Source organism: Collinsella intestinalis (genome assembly GCF_902501455.1).
Classification (GTDB): Bacteria; Actinomycetota; Coriobacteriia; order Coriobacteriales; family Coriobacteriaceae; genus Collinsella; species Collinsella intestinalis.
The window spans coordinates 89,947-105,074 of record NZ_CABWIC010000007.1 but is presented as its reverse complement, the minus strand read 5'-3'; the positions used below and the strand labels follow the sequence as shown (position 1 = coordinate 105,074).

Sequence of the window (15,128 nt, the reverse complement as noted above, 5' to 3'; positions counted from 1 at the left end):
GGCAGGGACCTCGGCGGCGGCGGACGTCCCGACAGCGGCAGGGGCCTCGGCTGTCGAGACGTCCCAGTAGCGGTGGACGTCCCAACAGCAGCGGAGACCTCGACAGCAGCGAAGACCCGGCTACGCCATCCCCGGATACAGCGGATGCGCCTCGAGCAGGGTTTCCACACGCTTGCGCACGCACATACGCTCTCTCGCGTCTTGCGGGGCAAACACCACGCGCGCGATAAGGCCGCCGATCTCATGGAACTCCTCTGCCGTGAAGTCACGCGTAGTGGCCGCGGCAGACCCCACGCGAATGCCGCTCGTCACAAACGGGGAACGTGTCTCACCGGGAATCGAGTTCTTGTTGACGGTGAGCCCCACCGCATCGAGCAGCGTCTCGGCATCCTTGCCCGAGATGCCCGCGGCAGTGAGATCGACCAGGCACAGGTGGTTATCGGTCCCACCGGACACGAGTCGCAGGCCGCCTGCCGCCATCCCCTCGCCAAGTGCCGCAGCGTTCTCGACCACGTGGTCGATATACGTCTTGAACTCGGGGCGCAGGGCCTCGCCAAAGGCCACCGCCTTGCCCGCGATCACATGCATGAGCGGACCGCCCTGCGTGCCCGGAAACACCGCCTTGTCAATGGCGCGGGCAAGCTCGTCGTCGTTGGTGAGGATAAAGCCGCCGCGCGGGCCGCGTAGGGTCTTGTGGCTCGTCGAGGTGACGACATCGGCATGCGGAAAGGGCGAAGGATGCGCGCCCGTCGCGACCAAGCCGGCGATATGCGCCATGTCCACCATGAGACGGGCGCCCACGCCATGCGCGATGGCTGCGATGCGCTCAAAATCGATAGTGCGCGCGTAGGCGGAGGCGCCAGCCACGATCAGCGCCGGGTGCTCGGCCTCGGCCAGGCGCTCGAGCTCGTCATAGTCGATGGTCTCAGTCTCGAGAGACAGGCCGTAGGGAACGAAGTTGTACAGCTTGCCCGAGAAGTTCACCGGGCTGCCGTGGGTGAGATGGCCGCCATGGTCGAGACTCATGCCGAGGATCGTGTCGCCAGGCTTCACAAGGGCCGCGTAGGCCGCCAGATTGGCGTTTGCGCCGCAGTGGGGCTGCACATTGGCATGCTTGCACCCGAACAGTCTGCAAGCGCGCTCGCGGGCCAGGTCCTCCACCACGTCGACCTGCTCGCATCCGCCGTAGTAACGATGCGCGGGATAACCTTCGGCATACTTGTTGGTGAGCACGCTGCCGACTGCCTCGAGCACAGCCGGACTGGTGAAATTCTCGGAGGCGATGAGCTCGATGCTTCGGCGCTCGCGGGTGAGCTCCCCTTGGATCGCCTGCGCGATGGCGGGGTCGCGGTCGAATAGCACGCGGGACGGGGATTCAAACATGTGGGTCTCCGTTCTTGTGATGTTCACGGCCGCCGGCCGGATTCGCTGCACATGGCAGACGGCTCACGGCAGGCGTAATGTCATATCCTGAGTAACGTTTTCTTTCTGCCCAAAAGGCTACGCTTGTAAACGCTGTGGGCGGTCAAAGGCACTCGCGCATCGGGAAATGCGCGACCAGCCCGGACAAGGACATGCTCGGGAAACAAAATGCCCAAGCCACGACGGCCATAAGCACGACCGGAAAACAAAATGCCCGAGCCTCAAGGGCCCGGGCATCCCATTTCATCTGTGCGAGAGCGGCGTTACTCCACGACCTCGACGAGCTCGATATCGAAGTTGAGGTCGCAGCCGGCCAGCTCGTGGTTGGCGTCGAGCTTGACACCCTCAGGCGAGACCTCGACAACCGTCACGGGCACGGGTATACCACCAGGCCCCTGCAGGAAGAGCTTCATGCCGACCTCAATCTTCTCGAAATCCGGCACCTGATCGGCCGGGAAGAAGAGGATCATGTCCTCGGAGCGCTCGCCATAAGCCTCGGCAGCCGGGATGTGGACGGTCTTCTTCTCGCCCACCTCCATGTCGAGCACGGCGGCGTCGAAGCCCTTGATCATCTGGCCGGCGCCGGCCACGAACTCGATGGGCTCTCCGCGGTCGTAGCTGGAATCGAACTGGGTGCCGTCGTCGAGCGTGCCGCGGTAGTGGGCCTTGACCGTCTTACCTTGGTTGGACATGTGCATCCTCTTTCTATCGATGGGTCGCCCGCCCTGCACGGGCGCACACATACCTTACGTGACCGCCGGCGCGATTCGCAGGATCGATCGCCGGCGTGCTGCACCACTATACCCGAGGCTCGAGCAACTCATGCAACATGCGTTCCCGATTATTGATAAAGAGCTCCGTTACCTGATAGCTCTCGGTCTCCTCGTAGGCAATTTCGTGCAACTCGCCACCGTCGAATGAGATGATGCGGGCACCTGGAAGCCCCAGGAGAACGGGCGAATGCGTCGCCACGATGAGCTGGCTGCCGTGATGCGCGAGCTGATCCATCTCGTACAGCAAGGTCAGCTGCCGTGAAGGAGAAAGGGCCGCCTCGGGCTCATCGAGGAAATACAGGCCATTATCCCGGGAGGCGTCTTGGATGAACCCGAGAAACGCCTCCCCGTGACTCATCTCGTGCAACAGGACCTTTCCACCTGTAACAGGATTGGTATACATCGCGCCCGAAAGCCCCGGCCTCATGCTGCACCGATCGGCCTCAGACGCGACGTTGTAGAAGCTCTCCGCCCTCAAGAAGAAGCTGCTGCGCGGCGTCAAGCGCCCCCGCTCCATGTAGATGCCCTCATGGAGGATGGAATGGGAATCCCTCGTGGCGAACGTGTAGTTGGAAGTGCCTCCCTCTGCGTTGAGGCCATACGCGACCGCCATGGCCTCGAGCAGGGTCGACTTGCCCGATCCGTTCTCACCGACGAAAAACGTGACGTTAGAATCGAATGCAAGCGGACGCTCGCCCAGCGACGCCAGTGCGGAGATGCGGCGCAGGTACTCGTCTCCATGGACGAGCTCCCACAGAATCGAAACGGAAGATATGAAAAGCTCGCCATCGAGCATGACGCCCCCTATCGACCATGCCTCGCGTACCGCTATTGTACGCGCACCTCAGGACAAAGCCCTCCACCGCAATGAACGGCGGAGGGCTTTCGCCACGTGAGACAGTTCAACAGGTACTAGGCGAACTCTTTCGCCTCGCCCTTCTTCTCCTGCGGGAGCACCAGGTTCAAGATGATGCCCACGAGCGTGGAGGTCGCCATGCCGGGCAGGGTGTAGTCGCCCAGCGGGATGGCGATGCCGGAGGTCTCCATGCCCACACCCAGGATGATCACGACGGAGGCGATCATGAGGTTGCGGTTGACATCGAAATCGACGCCGTTGGACACGAGCATGCGCAGGCCGTTGGAGGCGATGAGGCCGAACAGCAGCAGGCACACGCCGCCCATGACCGGGCTGGGGATGGAGTTGATGAGCGCGGCGAGCTTGGGGCACAGGCCGCCCACGACGAGCGCGAATCCGCCGGCATACCAGAAGATCTGGGTCGAATACACGCGCGTGACACTCATGACACCGATGTTCTCGGCATACGTGGTGGTGGGAGGACCGCCGAGGAAACCCGAGATCATGGTGGACAGACCGTCGCCGGCGAGCGAGCGCGGCAACAGCGGGCGATAATCCTTGTCGACGATCTCGCCCACGGCGAGCAGGTGGCCGATGTGCTCGATGACCGTCACCACGGCGACCGGCGCGATCAGCGCGATAGCGCCCATGTCGAACTTGGGAAAGCTCACGTTGGGCAGACCGACCCATGCGGCCTCGGCGATAGGCGCGAAATCGACCATGCCAAAGGCGATGGCGACCGCGTACCCCACGACGATGGCGAGCAGGACCGGCACCGTGCCGACGATGCCGCCACGCCCGGAGAAGATCACGGCCGCGAGCAGGGTGATGGCGGCCACGATAGCGCCCTGCGGGTTGAAAACCGATGCTCCCGCAGCGTCGGTGCCCATGAAGGCCATGTTTGCGGCGGTGGCCGAGAGCCCCACGCCAATGACCACCATGACCGAGGCGACGAGCACGGGCGGCAGCAGGCGGTCGAGCCAGCCGGTGCCGACGAACTTGATGATGCCAGCCACCACCAGGAACACCGCACCGGCGACAATCACGCCGGACATGGCCGCATCGAGCCCCTGTGTGGCGCCGACCGCGATGATGGGGCTGATGAAGGCGAATGAACTGCCCAAGTAGCTGGGGATCTTATTGCCGGTGACGAGCAGGTAGCAGATGGTGCCGATGCCCGAGCACATGATGGCGACATTGGGGTCGAGGCCGGTCAGCACGGGCACGAGCACCGTAGAGCCGAACATGCTCATCATGTGCTGGATGCCCAGCGGGATGGCGCGGGCGGGCGAGACTCGGTCATCGACGCCGATGACCTCGCGCTCATGGTGACTCATGGGCGCTCCTTTCGATTGGTGACATTCGGTCTATGGTACCGTGTTGGACGCCCCATGGGCGAACAATTCCCCACGGGAGCACATCTTGGTCGGCAGGTCTTTACGAACGGGACCGCAGTGTCGCAGATCAGCGAAAGGAGTCCGCAACGATGAGCGCAGGCATCATCCTCAACGTTGACGGACTCGAGATTCCCGTGAGCGTCGTCCGCAAACGCGTGAAAAACCTCAACTTGCGCGTTCGCGCGGACGGGACCGTCACGCTCAGCATCCCGCAGCATCTACCGCTCGCCCGCGCGCGGGAGTTCCTGGACCGCAAGGGGGACTGGATCGCCGAGCGCGTCCGCCGCAACATCGAGCGCAGGCCCTCGCCGGACCTTGCCGGCGAGCTGCCCGACCGCATACCGCTCTGGGGAAAGCTCGTCCCACGCGACTCTGTTCAAGCGAACTCAGGTCAGGCCGCCTCTGACCGGGACGCTAGCGGTCCGGGTGCCCCCGGTCAAACCGCCATAGATCAAGCCGCCCTCGACGAGCTCTACCGCACCGAAGTGCTGCGCGCGCTGCCCGGTATAGTCGAGCGCATGGAGGCCCGCATCGGCGTCCATGCAGCGCGTTGGAGCGTTCGAGTGATGAAAACACGCTGGGGTTCGTGCACGCCGAAAACCGGTGCAATCCGCATCAACGCCCGACTGGCCGCTTATCCGCTCGAGTGCCTGGAGTTCGTGGTGGTGCACGAGCTCGTGCACCTTCTGGAGCCGAGCCACAACGCCCGCTTCCACGCCCTGCTCGATGAATTCTGCCCGGGCAATCGCCATCTAGCAAAGCTCCTGAGGGAAGCCCCAGATTCGGACTAGCGCACTCGCACTTACCTCCGCCCGTACGTCTATCCGCCCCGGCGTGACTGAATAATGCCCGCATGCAATAGCAGATTGCCTACGCATGGCACCGGATTGCCCGTATTAGACCGCAAATTGCCTACGTACATGCCGAATTACATATGTCAGAGTGATAATTAGCTATGAGATTCTTCCGTTTGCGCCCATTTAATAGCCGAATGCCATAGGCAATTTTCAACTGAGTCACCAGTGCACGCCAAGCCCATCCAGCCGCACACCAAATTCGGAGACGCAGGACTTGCGGACAAATCGTCCGATCGTCGAGAAACAGAAACTGCGTCCCAATGCCTGCAGAGCCCCATCGGCATACCGCTCGCCGATTATTTCGAACGCTCACGGAGGCATATGGAGAACGCCACCCGCATACATCAGCGCGGTCAGATTCCTGTTAGACAAGTCGAAATACATGGCAGATATAAATTCCTCTATGGTCTCCCCAGTGGGAGAGGGACATGAGAGGAGAGCCATGAACGTCAACGAGAACCTCAGACGGCAGCTGTCCTGCGCTTCAAAGCGAAACCACCTGCTCATCGCACATACACCATCGGAGCGGAAAAGCTTGAAGCTCCTCGCCGCAAGAGGGGCGGCCATTGAGCCGATTCCGGGCGCCTTCTCCCTCAAAAAAGAATATGAGCACATGAACCCCAGAGCCAGAGAGCGCGCCCGAATCAAGGCGATTCACAAGCTGCACCCCGATTGGACGTTCTGCCTGTACTCGGCGGCCATTGCGCATGGCCTCCAAGTTCCCCACACCTTGCTCGATGCGACGCACATCGCGATCGCAAAAGGGCGGAACTGGCGGAAGGCCGAGCCGACCATACATTCGCACATCCTCCATGACCCAATCACGACAACATCGGATGGCGTGCCGTGCACGAATAATTCGGCCACCATATTTGAATGCCTGTGCGCAACAGACTTTCGATTTGGCCTCGCCATCGTCGATTCCGCGCTCCACAACCATCTCGTTTCTCGAAAAACGCTCATCGACTATTTCGAGCAGCATGCACGGTATCGCCACGGGTCTCGTCAGGCGCATATGACCCTAATGCATGCAGACGGCAGAAGCGAGAACGGTGGCGAATCTGTCGTGCGCGCAATTATTCTGGAGCTGGGATTTGCAGAGCCCGATTTACAAGTCGAAATCGAAGACCCCCTCAACCCCGGCACATACAAACGCGTTGATTACTATTGGCTGCTCGAAGACGGCCGCGCAATTGTTGGAGAGCTAGACGGATTCGAAAAGTATCTAAAAACCCACGGAAACCCACGCAAATCCCCTGACGAGAATCTTCGCTCCGCAATCAAAGCCATGAGACGCGAACGCATGAGGGAGACAAGCCTCAACCTTGCCGGCATTACCGTGCTGCGCTTTTCATACGCAGATGCCCTGGACACGGAGAAGTTCTTTTCCTTGCTCTCAACCGCTGGCGTACCGCTCGCGTAGAACAACCGCACATGCCGGCCCCACATGGCACGCCAGCATCCTCTCAGTGCACCCCGGCGTAGACTTCCTGCAATTGCCTATGAATATCTTCCGTTTCAACAACTCAATGTGGCAAAACCCATAGACAAAGAGGTGGCCCCGCAGGCAGAGAGGCGGGCGCCGTGGGCAAAACGCGAATCGCCATAGGAAACGCGCCGCCTACCGTAGGCAAGGCCCCATCAGAGCCCGCCGTCGCGGTGGGCCAATTGCCCGCAATCGCGGTGGGCCAAGTGTCCGCCATCGCGGCGGGCCAAGACCCCGCCCCTTCACCAGACACACAAAAAGGGACGCCTCCGAAGAGACGTCCCCTTGATGATCCAGTTACCTGGCAGTGGCGGATGTGAGTTACTCCTCGACGGCCTCGAACTCATCCGGGCCAACGCCGCACACGGGGCAGACGTAGTCCTCGGGCAGCTCGGGGGTGTCGACCTCGACCTCGAAGCCGCAAACAACGCAAACGAACTTGTAAGTCTTGTCAGCCATGATGGCTCCTTTCACAGGCGAATGAACGTAAGCAGAGTATACCCAAGTTCCAAATGCCACACACAGGCGGAATGAACCTCGGAAACCTCTCGTTGCCAATATGTTACTGGAATCGTTTCCTATTAGCAAGAGCTTTTTACTCGGCCTGATACGAGCTCGCCTTGGGAGGCGTCTTGCCCTTGAGCGTGCTGTGATAGTACGCATACGTGAGCGGGGGTTCATCCGAAAGGCGCTCAGCCTGCTCCACCTCGCCGACAAACAAGTAATGCGTACCCACGTCGACCGTGTCGATCAAGCGGCAGCCGTACACGGCGCATGCATGCTCGGGACAATACGGACTCCCCACCTCGGAGACCGCAGTCTCGTATTTGGCGAACTTGTCATACGTGTCGCTAGTGCGGAAGCCGAAGTTGCCTATGTAGGGCATGTCGGCCGTCTGGTCGATCGCGGTGACCGTGAACGCGCCCGCTTGGGCGATTACCCGCGCGGTCACGTTGTCTTTGTGCACGGCGACGCTCATGCGGATGGGCTCGGCCGTCACCTGAACAGCCGTGTTCACCACACATCCCGCCTTGAGACCATCGGCCTCGGCGGACACCACGTACAACCCGTAACTCATAGCGAACATCGCAGTTGAATCGATTGCCATGGCACTCCCCTTTCTGAAGGCGCTTGCCTCCAGTATAGGACTTGGCGGGGACGGTCGAAATAGGCGCAGACGGACACTCGACAATCCCGGCCAACTATCGGCTTCGCTGCTTGAGCGCGCGGTCGATCTCGCGCTGCATGTCGCGCTTTGCCATGTCCTCGCGCTTGTCGTAGAGCTTCTTGCCGCGCCCAAGGCCCAACAACAGTTTCACGCGGCCATCCTCGTTGAAGTAGAGCTCAAGCGGGACAAGCGCAACACCGCGCACGCGCAACTTGCCGTCGAGGTAGTCGATCTGCTTGCGATGCAACAGCAACTTGCGGCGACGATCAGGGTCGCGATTGAAGATCGAGCCGTTGGAATACGGGTGAATGTGCACGTTGTGCAGCCAGCACTCACCGTTTCGAATGAGGGCAAAGGAGTCGGTGATCTGACACGCGCGCTCACGCAAGCTGCGAACCTCGGTGCCGGCGAGCTCAAGACCGCACTCAAACGTCTCGTCGATGAAATACTCATGATGCGCGGAGCGATTCTTGGCGATCAGCTTCTTCTCCCGGCGCGGTTTACGGGCGAATCCATCGGCCATGGCTACTCACCGTCCTTGGAGTCGACGGAATCCGAAGACGCGGAGCCAGCTGGCGCGGCGGGCGCGGCATCGGACGCTGCATCGTCGTCGGACTCTGCGGACGCGGCCCTCTGGCCGGCGGCCGCTCCCTCACGCTCGTGGGCGAGCTCGGCGTCGGACTCGCGAATCAGGCGGATGAGCGCCTCGCATGCGGGGGCGCCCACCAAGTCACGTGCGAGCAGGGTAAAGCGGGTCGCCTCGTTGCGATCGCCCTCGGAAGCGGCATCTGTCGCGCACATGAGAAGGCAAACGGCGATCTCGGCGTTCGCACCGGTGCCAATGCCATGCTCCTCGAGCTGCTTGTTCACAACCTCGTCCGAAAGCTCGCCGAGCTCGGGATGCTCCTTATCAAGCTGCGCGGCGAGAGCGGTTGCAGCGGCATCGGCATCGCAGGCGCGAATCGCGGCACGACGGCAGCCCTCAGCAGCGGCCAGGTTCTCGCCCGCAAGGAAATGCTGACCAAGGTTGGCGAAAGCACGAGCAAGGGCCTGCGGCGTGGTCGCGCGGTCAAGCACGGAAGCGGAAAGCGCGGCCCACTCCTGTGTGTCGCCCAGAGCTCGAAACACCTCGGCAAGGTTCAGACGATGCGCGCAGTTCATCGGGTTCCAACGCACGGCCTGCTTGAGGGCGTCACGCGCGGACTCGTACTCATGACGCTGGATGTAGATGTAGGCCAGGTCGGCATACAGGCGATCGAAAGGCGCTTCGACCTGCGAGAGCTCGCGAGGATCGCGCTCGACACGGCGATAGGCAAGATACTCGAACGGGCTCGAGAAGCTGAACCACTGGCGGGCGTCCGTGGCGATGCAAGCGGCGTCGGCATACTCCCCCGCCTCAGACGCGAGCTCCTCCAGCAGCACGGCAGCCGTTTCAAGCTCACCCTCAGCGAGCAGATTCTCGGCATAGTCGATGTCATGCGCCGCAATGGGCATTTCCATGGTGTCCTCCTTGATAGAGTCGAAATCTCAGTGTAGCGCACGGAGCGGACGGGTGCGACGCCCCACCGCTTAAGCCAAAGTCAACTACGACGCCGACCCGCTCACGTGAAGCAGCTTGAGGTCAAGGTGTCCGCGCAGGACGTTCACGCTCGCGACCTCCACCACCACACGGCAGCCGAGGCCAACCTTCGTCCCCGTAGAATCGCCCGTAAGCGTAAGGCGCACATCGTCGAAATCCCACCACTCGGCACCCAGGGCGTTCATGCGGATCAACCCCTCCGCACCTGTCGCATCGAGACGAACGAATGCACCGAGGTCGGAGATCCAAGAGACGGTTCCCGTGTCCCGCTCTCCAATACGACCGGCGTACAACTGCGCGACCTTCACCTTTTGCGAGGCGTTCGCAGCCGCATCGGCCGCTCGCTCGTTGTCGCTCGCCTGCCGACAGAGCTGCGGGCAAATCGCTTCGAGCGCCTGCGGGCCTTTGCCCGTAAGCCGCGGCGCGCGGGCGAGGGCCTCCTTCTTCCCAAGCTCATGCTTGGCGAGGGCGACCTTGAGAACGCGATGCGCAATCAGATCGGGGTATCGGCGAATCGGACTGGTGAAATGGCAGTACGCACGAGCGCCGAGGGCGTAGTGGCCCTCGTTATGAGATTTGTACACGGCTCGTTGCTGGGCGCGTAGGAGCAGCGCATTGACCTGTGGGGCAAACGCCGTGTCCGCCGCATCCTCGACCGCCGCGTTAATAGCGCGAGGGTCTCCGAGCATGATGCCCGCAGCGAGCCCGCCCTCCACGGCCCCGAGCTCCGTGAGTGTTTTGGCCGCCGAGGCCAAGCTGTCGGGAGAGGGGTCCTCATGAACGCGATAGGCGGAAACCAGATCGCGATCGGCCAGGAACTCGGCCACACATTCGTTGGCGAGCAGCATGGCCTCCTCGACCAGGCTCGTCGCGGCCGTGCGCTCGCGCGTGACGATGTCGACGGGCATGCCCGCCTCATCGAGTAGGACGTGGACCTCCGGCGTGTCGAAGTCGATCGAGCCCCGCTTGCGGCGGATCTCACGGCGTGCACGGGCCAGTGCATCGGCGTTGCGAAGGAATGCGCGCAGGTCCACGCCGTTGGCGCGAGCAGCTTCAACGGCAAGCTCGGCGCGTCCACGTGCCGCGGCGTCGAGTGCGGCGCCGTCCGGGTCGCCCTCCCGCAGCAGCGCGTCGGCCGCACCGTAATCCATGCGCACGCGAGAGCGAATCACGCTCGGATAGGGCTCGTACGTCCGTACACGACCCTGGGCGTCGAGCTCGATGTCGACCGTGAAGGCAAGACGGTCCTCATCGGGCCGCAAAGAGCATAGGTCGTTGCACAGACGCTCAGGCAACATGGGCAGCACGCGGTCGGCCAGGTACACCGAGGTCGAGCGGCGGCGCGCCTCGAGGTCGATGGCGCTCCCCCAGTCGACGTAGTGTGAGACGTCCGCGATGTGCACACCGAGCATCCATCCGCCGCGAACCGTGCGCGCGACGGAAATGGCATCGTCGAAATCGCGCGCATCCACCGGGTCGATGGTTATGACGAAGCGGTCGCGGATATCACGACGCAGTGGATCGGCCAATGCGCCTTCGACATCGACCGCAAGCGACGCAGCCTCGTCGACCGCTGCCTGCGGATAGCCGTCCACGAGCCCATAACGGGCCATGACGCACTCGATGCCCAGACTCGGCTCGTTGGCATCGCCGATGCGCCGCTCGAGCGTCACCACGCCAGACTCCGTGCGCGACGGATAGTCCACGATGCGAGCGGACACAATGTCGCCGGGCTCCACGCCCAAACGCCGTGGGGAATCGTCGGCTGGTAGCACGAAGAAATCCTGCTTGATGCGCGTGTCAAGCGGGCGCACGGCGCCCAACGGCCCCGCAGGCTCGAACACGCCCACAATCGCCGCGACGGCACGGTCGATCACGTGCTCCACGACGGCACGACGGGCTCCGCCCTTGCCGCGATGTAAGCTCACATATACGCGATCTCCCGGCATGGCCTCACGCATGGAGCGCGACCCCAGGCGATACACGCCCTCGGCCGTCTCAACCTCAGCGCGGGCGTCATACACCCGCACCGTTCCCGTCAGCCCTGGAAGCCTCCGCGACCGAGCGGGCCCACGCCGTCCGTTCTTCGAATGTCTACCTCTACCCATGCATTCCTTTCGGCTAGACCCTACTTATTTCAAACCTGCCCTCTTGTACCCAAACGCGGGCGATTCCCAGCACGCCCATCGATCGAGCGAACCCGGAGCCACAACGATATGGGCCCTACATCCGCAAACGGAGGAACCTCGACCCAAATCCCTCCCCTCCCACGCGCCGCAGTACCGTGAAAACAGGAAACCCCCGGGTGTTTCCAAAGCAAACATTCCGCAGGAGGCGAGCAAAGCTCGCTCTCCGAGGACGTTTGCGTGGAAACACCCGGGGGTTTCCGATGGGGTAGAACGGTACTCGCGCGCTACACCTTGAGGTAGCGCCTCATGGCGATAGCCGAGCCGAACAGGCCGATGATCACGCCGAGCAGCACAAGCGAGCCGTACGTCGCGAAGTAGATGTTCATCGGCACGGCGAAGCTCATCCAGCTGATGCCCTCAGCAACCTTGGGGATGACGAGGTTTCGGAACAGCTCAAGCACGCCAATGGAGAACAGGGCGCCGAGCAGGGCCTGCAGAACACCCTCGGTGATAAAGGGCCCGCGGATGAAGCCGTTGGAGGCGCCGACGAGACGCATGATGGCGATCTCGCGACGACGGGCGGTGATGGACAGACGGATGGTGTTGTTGATGAAGATGAACGCCACGAAGGTGAGCAGGGCAACCAACACCACAGCTGCCACGCGGATGTAGCCGGTCAACTGGAAGAGGCGACCGACCTCCTCCTGACCGTAACGAACGTTCTCGGCCACATCGGCGTCTTTGTCGTCGACCTCGGGATCGGCATCATCGACGATCTTGCGGAAGCCCGAATCGTCCTTGATCTTCTCGGCCATGGCCTCGACCTGGGACGGGTCCTCCATCTCGATGCGGAAGGAGCGCGGCAGGGGGTTCTGACCGTCCAGAGCGGAAAGCGTCGCGTCGGCGTTGCCGGAGATGGTGGAGCTGTACTCCTCCAGCGCGTCCTCCTTGCTCACGAACTCGACGTTCTTGACGTTGTCCATGCGCTCGAGCTCATCCTGGTAATCCTCGACATCCTCATCGGAAGCGTTGTCGGAGATGTAAGCCTGGATGGTCACCTGGTCCTCGACGTTGCCGATCGCGGAGTTCACCAGTACGGAGCCGATGATGAACAGGCCGATGATGAACAGCGACAGGAAGATAGTGATGACGGCGCCGAAGGACGTCGTCCAATTGCGGAAGAAGTGGCGGAAAGCCTCTTTGATGGAATAGCCGAAATTAGAAGGCGCCATAGTTGCCGTAGCCTCCCCTCTCCTGGTCGCGGATCACGCGGCCGCCCTCGAGGGCGATGACGCGGCGCTGCATGGAGTCGACCATCGCGCGGTCATGCGTGGCCACGATCACGGTCGTGCCGGTGCGGTTGATGCGCTCGAGGAGCTTCATGATGCCCAGCGAGATCGCAGGGTCGAGATTGCCCGTGGGCTCGTCGCAGATGAGCAGCGGCGGACGGTTGACCATGGCACGGGCAACGGAGACGCGCTGTTGCTCGCCACCGGAGAGCTGATCGGGCAGGGAGTCCATCTGCTCGGCCAGGCCGACCAGGCGCAGCACCTCGGGGACCTGGGCCTTGATGACGGCCTTGGGCTTGCCGATGCACTGCAGGGCGAATGCCACGTTCTCGTAAGCCGTGCGATTGGGCAGGAGCTTGTAGTCCTGGAACACGGCGCCGATCTGACGGCGGAGGAACGGGATCTTGCGGTTCTTGATCTTCATGAGGTCCTGGCCCGCGACGATCACGCGGCCGCTCGTGGGCTTGACGTTGCGAAGCATCGTGTTGAGCAGCGTGGTCTTGCCGGAACCGGAGTGACCGACGAGAAAGACGAACTCACCGGGATAGATCTCGAGGTTCACGTCGTCCAGCGCGGGCTTGTTGGGCTGCGCGGGGTAGACCTTGGTGACGTGCTCCATGAGGATTACGGGCTCGACGCCGGCCTCGCGGGCCTGACGAGCACGGGAATCCTCGACCGGGGCGAACACCGTGGTGAAGTCGGGATTGTTGGCGAGCGCCGCGTCCAGGGATGCGACCTCATCTGCCTGATCGGCGGTGATGACGCCGGAGGCGGGACCGGTCTGCGTCATGAAGACACCGGGCTGGGCGACCTCCTGGGCCGCCGGCGCAGCGGGATCCATCGGCGAGGGGATGTTCGGGCGCGAGGCCGGGGCATCCTCGGGCGAGGGGACGCTGAACAGGGGATTGGCGGCAGCCTGAGGCGCCGCGGCCGCCTCGCCCTGGTGCAGGGGCGCAAAGCCCTCAGCCGAGGCAATGTCGGCGGCAGGTGCGGAGGCATCGAATACGGAATGCTGGACAGGCTGCTCAAACAGGCGGTCCTGCGCGGAGGACGAAGGCTCGGCGTGCGACGGCGCGGGCGTGCCGACCTGCGGCACCTGCGGCGTCACCGGCTCTTCGCTCGGCGTACGGAAGTGGTTACCCACTAGAGCTCCTTAGAGTCGTGCGTTTGAACTACAGACTTGAATATTTTAGCAAGATGGGGCCGCTACCATCAAAGCAACACGGCAGACGCGCCCGCCTCAATTTAGGGACTGTCCCTAAATTGAGGTCCGTGGCGCGCGCTAGCCGACGGACTTGAAGCCGTAGCCGATGGCCTCGTTCACGTCGGTGATGATGAGCATCGCGTCGGCATCGTGCTCGTAAACGATGGTCTTGATGATCGAGATCTCGCGACGGGAAAGCACGAAGAACAGGACCGGACGGTCCTTCTTGGTCCAGGAACCCTGAGCCATCAGGCGCGTGCATCCGCGGTCCATGGCGTGCAGGATGTCGTGCTCGATATCCTCGAAATGGTCGGAGATGATGAATGCGGCGCGCTGGGTGTTGCCGCCGTCGACGACCATATCCACCACATAGCCCATGAGCACCATGGACAGGGCTGCGTACAATGCGTTGGCAACCGAGAACACCGGCGCCGACGCCGCACACACCGCCACGTCGATCGCCATGACCGTGGCGCCCACGGGCAGGGAGCTCTTGCGAGCGATGATCTGGCCGATGGTATCCGACCCACCCGTGTTGGCGCCACAGCGGAACACCAGGCCGTAACCGATGCCCGACACGATGCCGCCCCACAGCGCCGAAAGCATGATGTCCTCATGCTGCAGGTGCAGAACGAACGGTGCGAACAGGTCGGTGAAGAAGCCGAAGAGCACAAAACCGGTGACGGTCTGCACGACGTACTTGAGGCCACCGGAGCGCACCACCACAAGCAGCAGCAGCGCGTTCATGACGATGGTCTGTATACCGACGGGCAGGCTAATGCCGGCACGACGGCCGAGCTCGGCGATGATGGTCGCAAGACCAGTGAGCCCGCCCGCCGCGAGACCGTTGGGAATCATGAACACGTCCGTGGCGAACGCGGCGATGGCGCAACCGAGCATGATGGCCGGCAGGTCGCGCATGAATTGAGATTGAATGATGCGGTTGATATCGATGCGCCGTGCCATGT

14 protein-coding genes are annotated in these 15,128 nt (G+C 62.5%); 2 read left to right on the top strand and 12 right to left on the bottom strand.

Annotation, left to right across the window (positions count from 1 at the left end; translation table 11 throughout):
- Positions 1–120: 120 nt before the first annotated feature.
- The 4 genes from glyA to AOBCEHNH_RS01620 form a co-directional block, all read right to left on the bottom strand.
- Positions 121–1,383 carry a serine hydroxymethyltransferase gene (gene glyA, locus AOBCEHNH_RS01635; RefSeq protein ID WP_152062888.1) on the bottom strand — a complete coding sequence of 421 codons (1,263 nt, stop codon included), beginning with the start codon at positions 1,381–1,383 and terminating at the stop codon, positions 121–123.
- Positions 1,384–1,685: 302 nt separating this feature from the next.
- Positions 1,686–2,114 carry an FKBP-type peptidyl-prolyl cis-trans isomerase gene (locus AOBCEHNH_RS01630; RefSeq protein WP_152062887.1) on the bottom strand — a complete coding sequence of 143 codons (429 nt, stop codon included), beginning with the start codon at positions 2,112–2,114 and terminating at the stop codon, positions 1,686–1,688.
- 106 nt (positions 2,115–2,220) lie between these two features.
- Entirely contained in the window at positions 2,221–2,991 is a 771-nt protein-coding gene (locus tag AOBCEHNH_RS01625; RefSeq protein WP_152062886.1) for an AAA family ATPase, read from the bottom strand.
- A gap of 116 nt (positions 2,992–3,107) precedes the next feature.
- Complete coding sequence (locus AOBCEHNH_RS01620; RefSeq protein WP_152062885.1) at positions 3,108–4,388, bottom strand: uracil-xanthine permease family protein; 1,281 nt, start codon at positions 4,386–4,388, stop codon at positions 3,108–3,110.
- Between the two features lie 149 nt (positions 4,389–4,537).
- Here AOBCEHNH_RS01620 and AOBCEHNH_RS01615 point away from each other — a divergent pair, with 149 nt between their 5' ends.
- Together AOBCEHNH_RS01615 and AOBCEHNH_RS01610 are read left to right on the top strand one after the other, a co-directional pair.
- Positions 4,538–5,239, top strand: coding sequence for a M48 family metallopeptidase (locus AOBCEHNH_RS01615; protein WP_152062884.1), 702 nt, complete (start codon positions 4,538–4,540; stop codon positions 5,237–5,239).
- Between the two features lie 508 nt (positions 5,240–5,747).
- Positions 5,748–6,728 carry a hypothetical protein gene (locus AOBCEHNH_RS01610; RefSeq protein WP_226803180.1) on the top strand — a complete coding sequence of 327 codons (981 nt, stop codon included), beginning with the start codon at positions 5,748–5,750 and terminating at the stop codon, positions 6,726–6,728.
- 384 nt (positions 6,729–7,112) lie between these two features.
- On the opposite strand, the gene AOBCEHNH_RS01605 is transcribed toward AOBCEHNH_RS01610, so the two are convergent.
- The 8 genes from AOBCEHNH_RS01605 to AOBCEHNH_RS01570 all read right to left on the bottom strand — a co-directional run bounded on the left by AOBCEHNH_RS01605 (position 7,113) and on the right by AOBCEHNH_RS01570 (position 15,126).
- The gene (locus AOBCEHNH_RS01605) at positions 7,113–7,250 is read right to left on the bottom strand and encodes a rubredoxin-like domain-containing protein (protein ID WP_006723000.1); all 138 of its coding nucleotides are present in this window, start codon (positions 7,248–7,250) and stop codon (positions 7,113–7,115) included.
- Positions 7,251–7,386: 136 nt separating this feature from the next.
- Complete coding sequence (locus AOBCEHNH_RS01600; protein ID WP_193221137.1) at positions 7,387–7,899, bottom strand: flavin reductase family protein; 513 nt, start codon at positions 7,897–7,899, stop codon at positions 7,387–7,389.
- 94 nt (positions 7,900–7,993) lie between these two features.
- Entirely contained in the window at positions 7,994–8,482 is a 489-nt protein-coding gene (gene smpB / locus AOBCEHNH_RS01595; RefSeq protein ID WP_118102768.1) for an SsrA-binding protein SmpB, read from the bottom strand.
- 2 nt (positions 8,483–8,484) lie between these two features.
- Entirely contained in the window at positions 8,485–9,459 is a 975-nt protein-coding gene (locus AOBCEHNH_RS01590; RefSeq protein WP_152062883.1) for a tetratricopeptide repeat protein, read from the bottom strand.
- Positions 9,460–9,543: 84 nt separating this feature from the next.
- Positions 9,544–11,562 carry a ribonuclease R family protein gene (locus AOBCEHNH_RS01585; protein WP_306437534.1) on the bottom strand — a complete coding sequence of 673 codons (2,019 nt, stop codon included), beginning with the start codon at positions 11,560–11,562 and terminating at the stop codon, positions 9,544–9,546.
- A 389-nt stretch (positions 11,563–11,951) separates the two neighbouring features.
- A complete protein-coding gene (ftsX, locus tag AOBCEHNH_RS01580) occupies positions 11,952–12,899 on the bottom strand; it encodes a permease-like cell division protein FtsX (RefSeq protein ID WP_152062881.1) in 948 nt (315 codons plus the stop codon).
- Entirely contained in the window at positions 12,886–14,100 is a 1,215-nt protein-coding gene (gene ftsE / locus AOBCEHNH_RS01575; protein WP_152062880.1) for a cell division ATP-binding protein FtsE, read from the bottom strand. Before ftsE ends, ftsX begins: the two co-directional genes overlap by 14 nt.
- Before the next feature lie 138 nt (positions 14,101–14,238).
- A complete protein-coding gene (locus tag AOBCEHNH_RS01570) occupies positions 14,239–15,126 on the bottom strand; it encodes a YitT family protein (RefSeq protein ID WP_006723008.1) in 888 nt (295 codons plus the stop codon).
- Positions 15,127–15,128 lie beyond the last annotated feature (2 nt).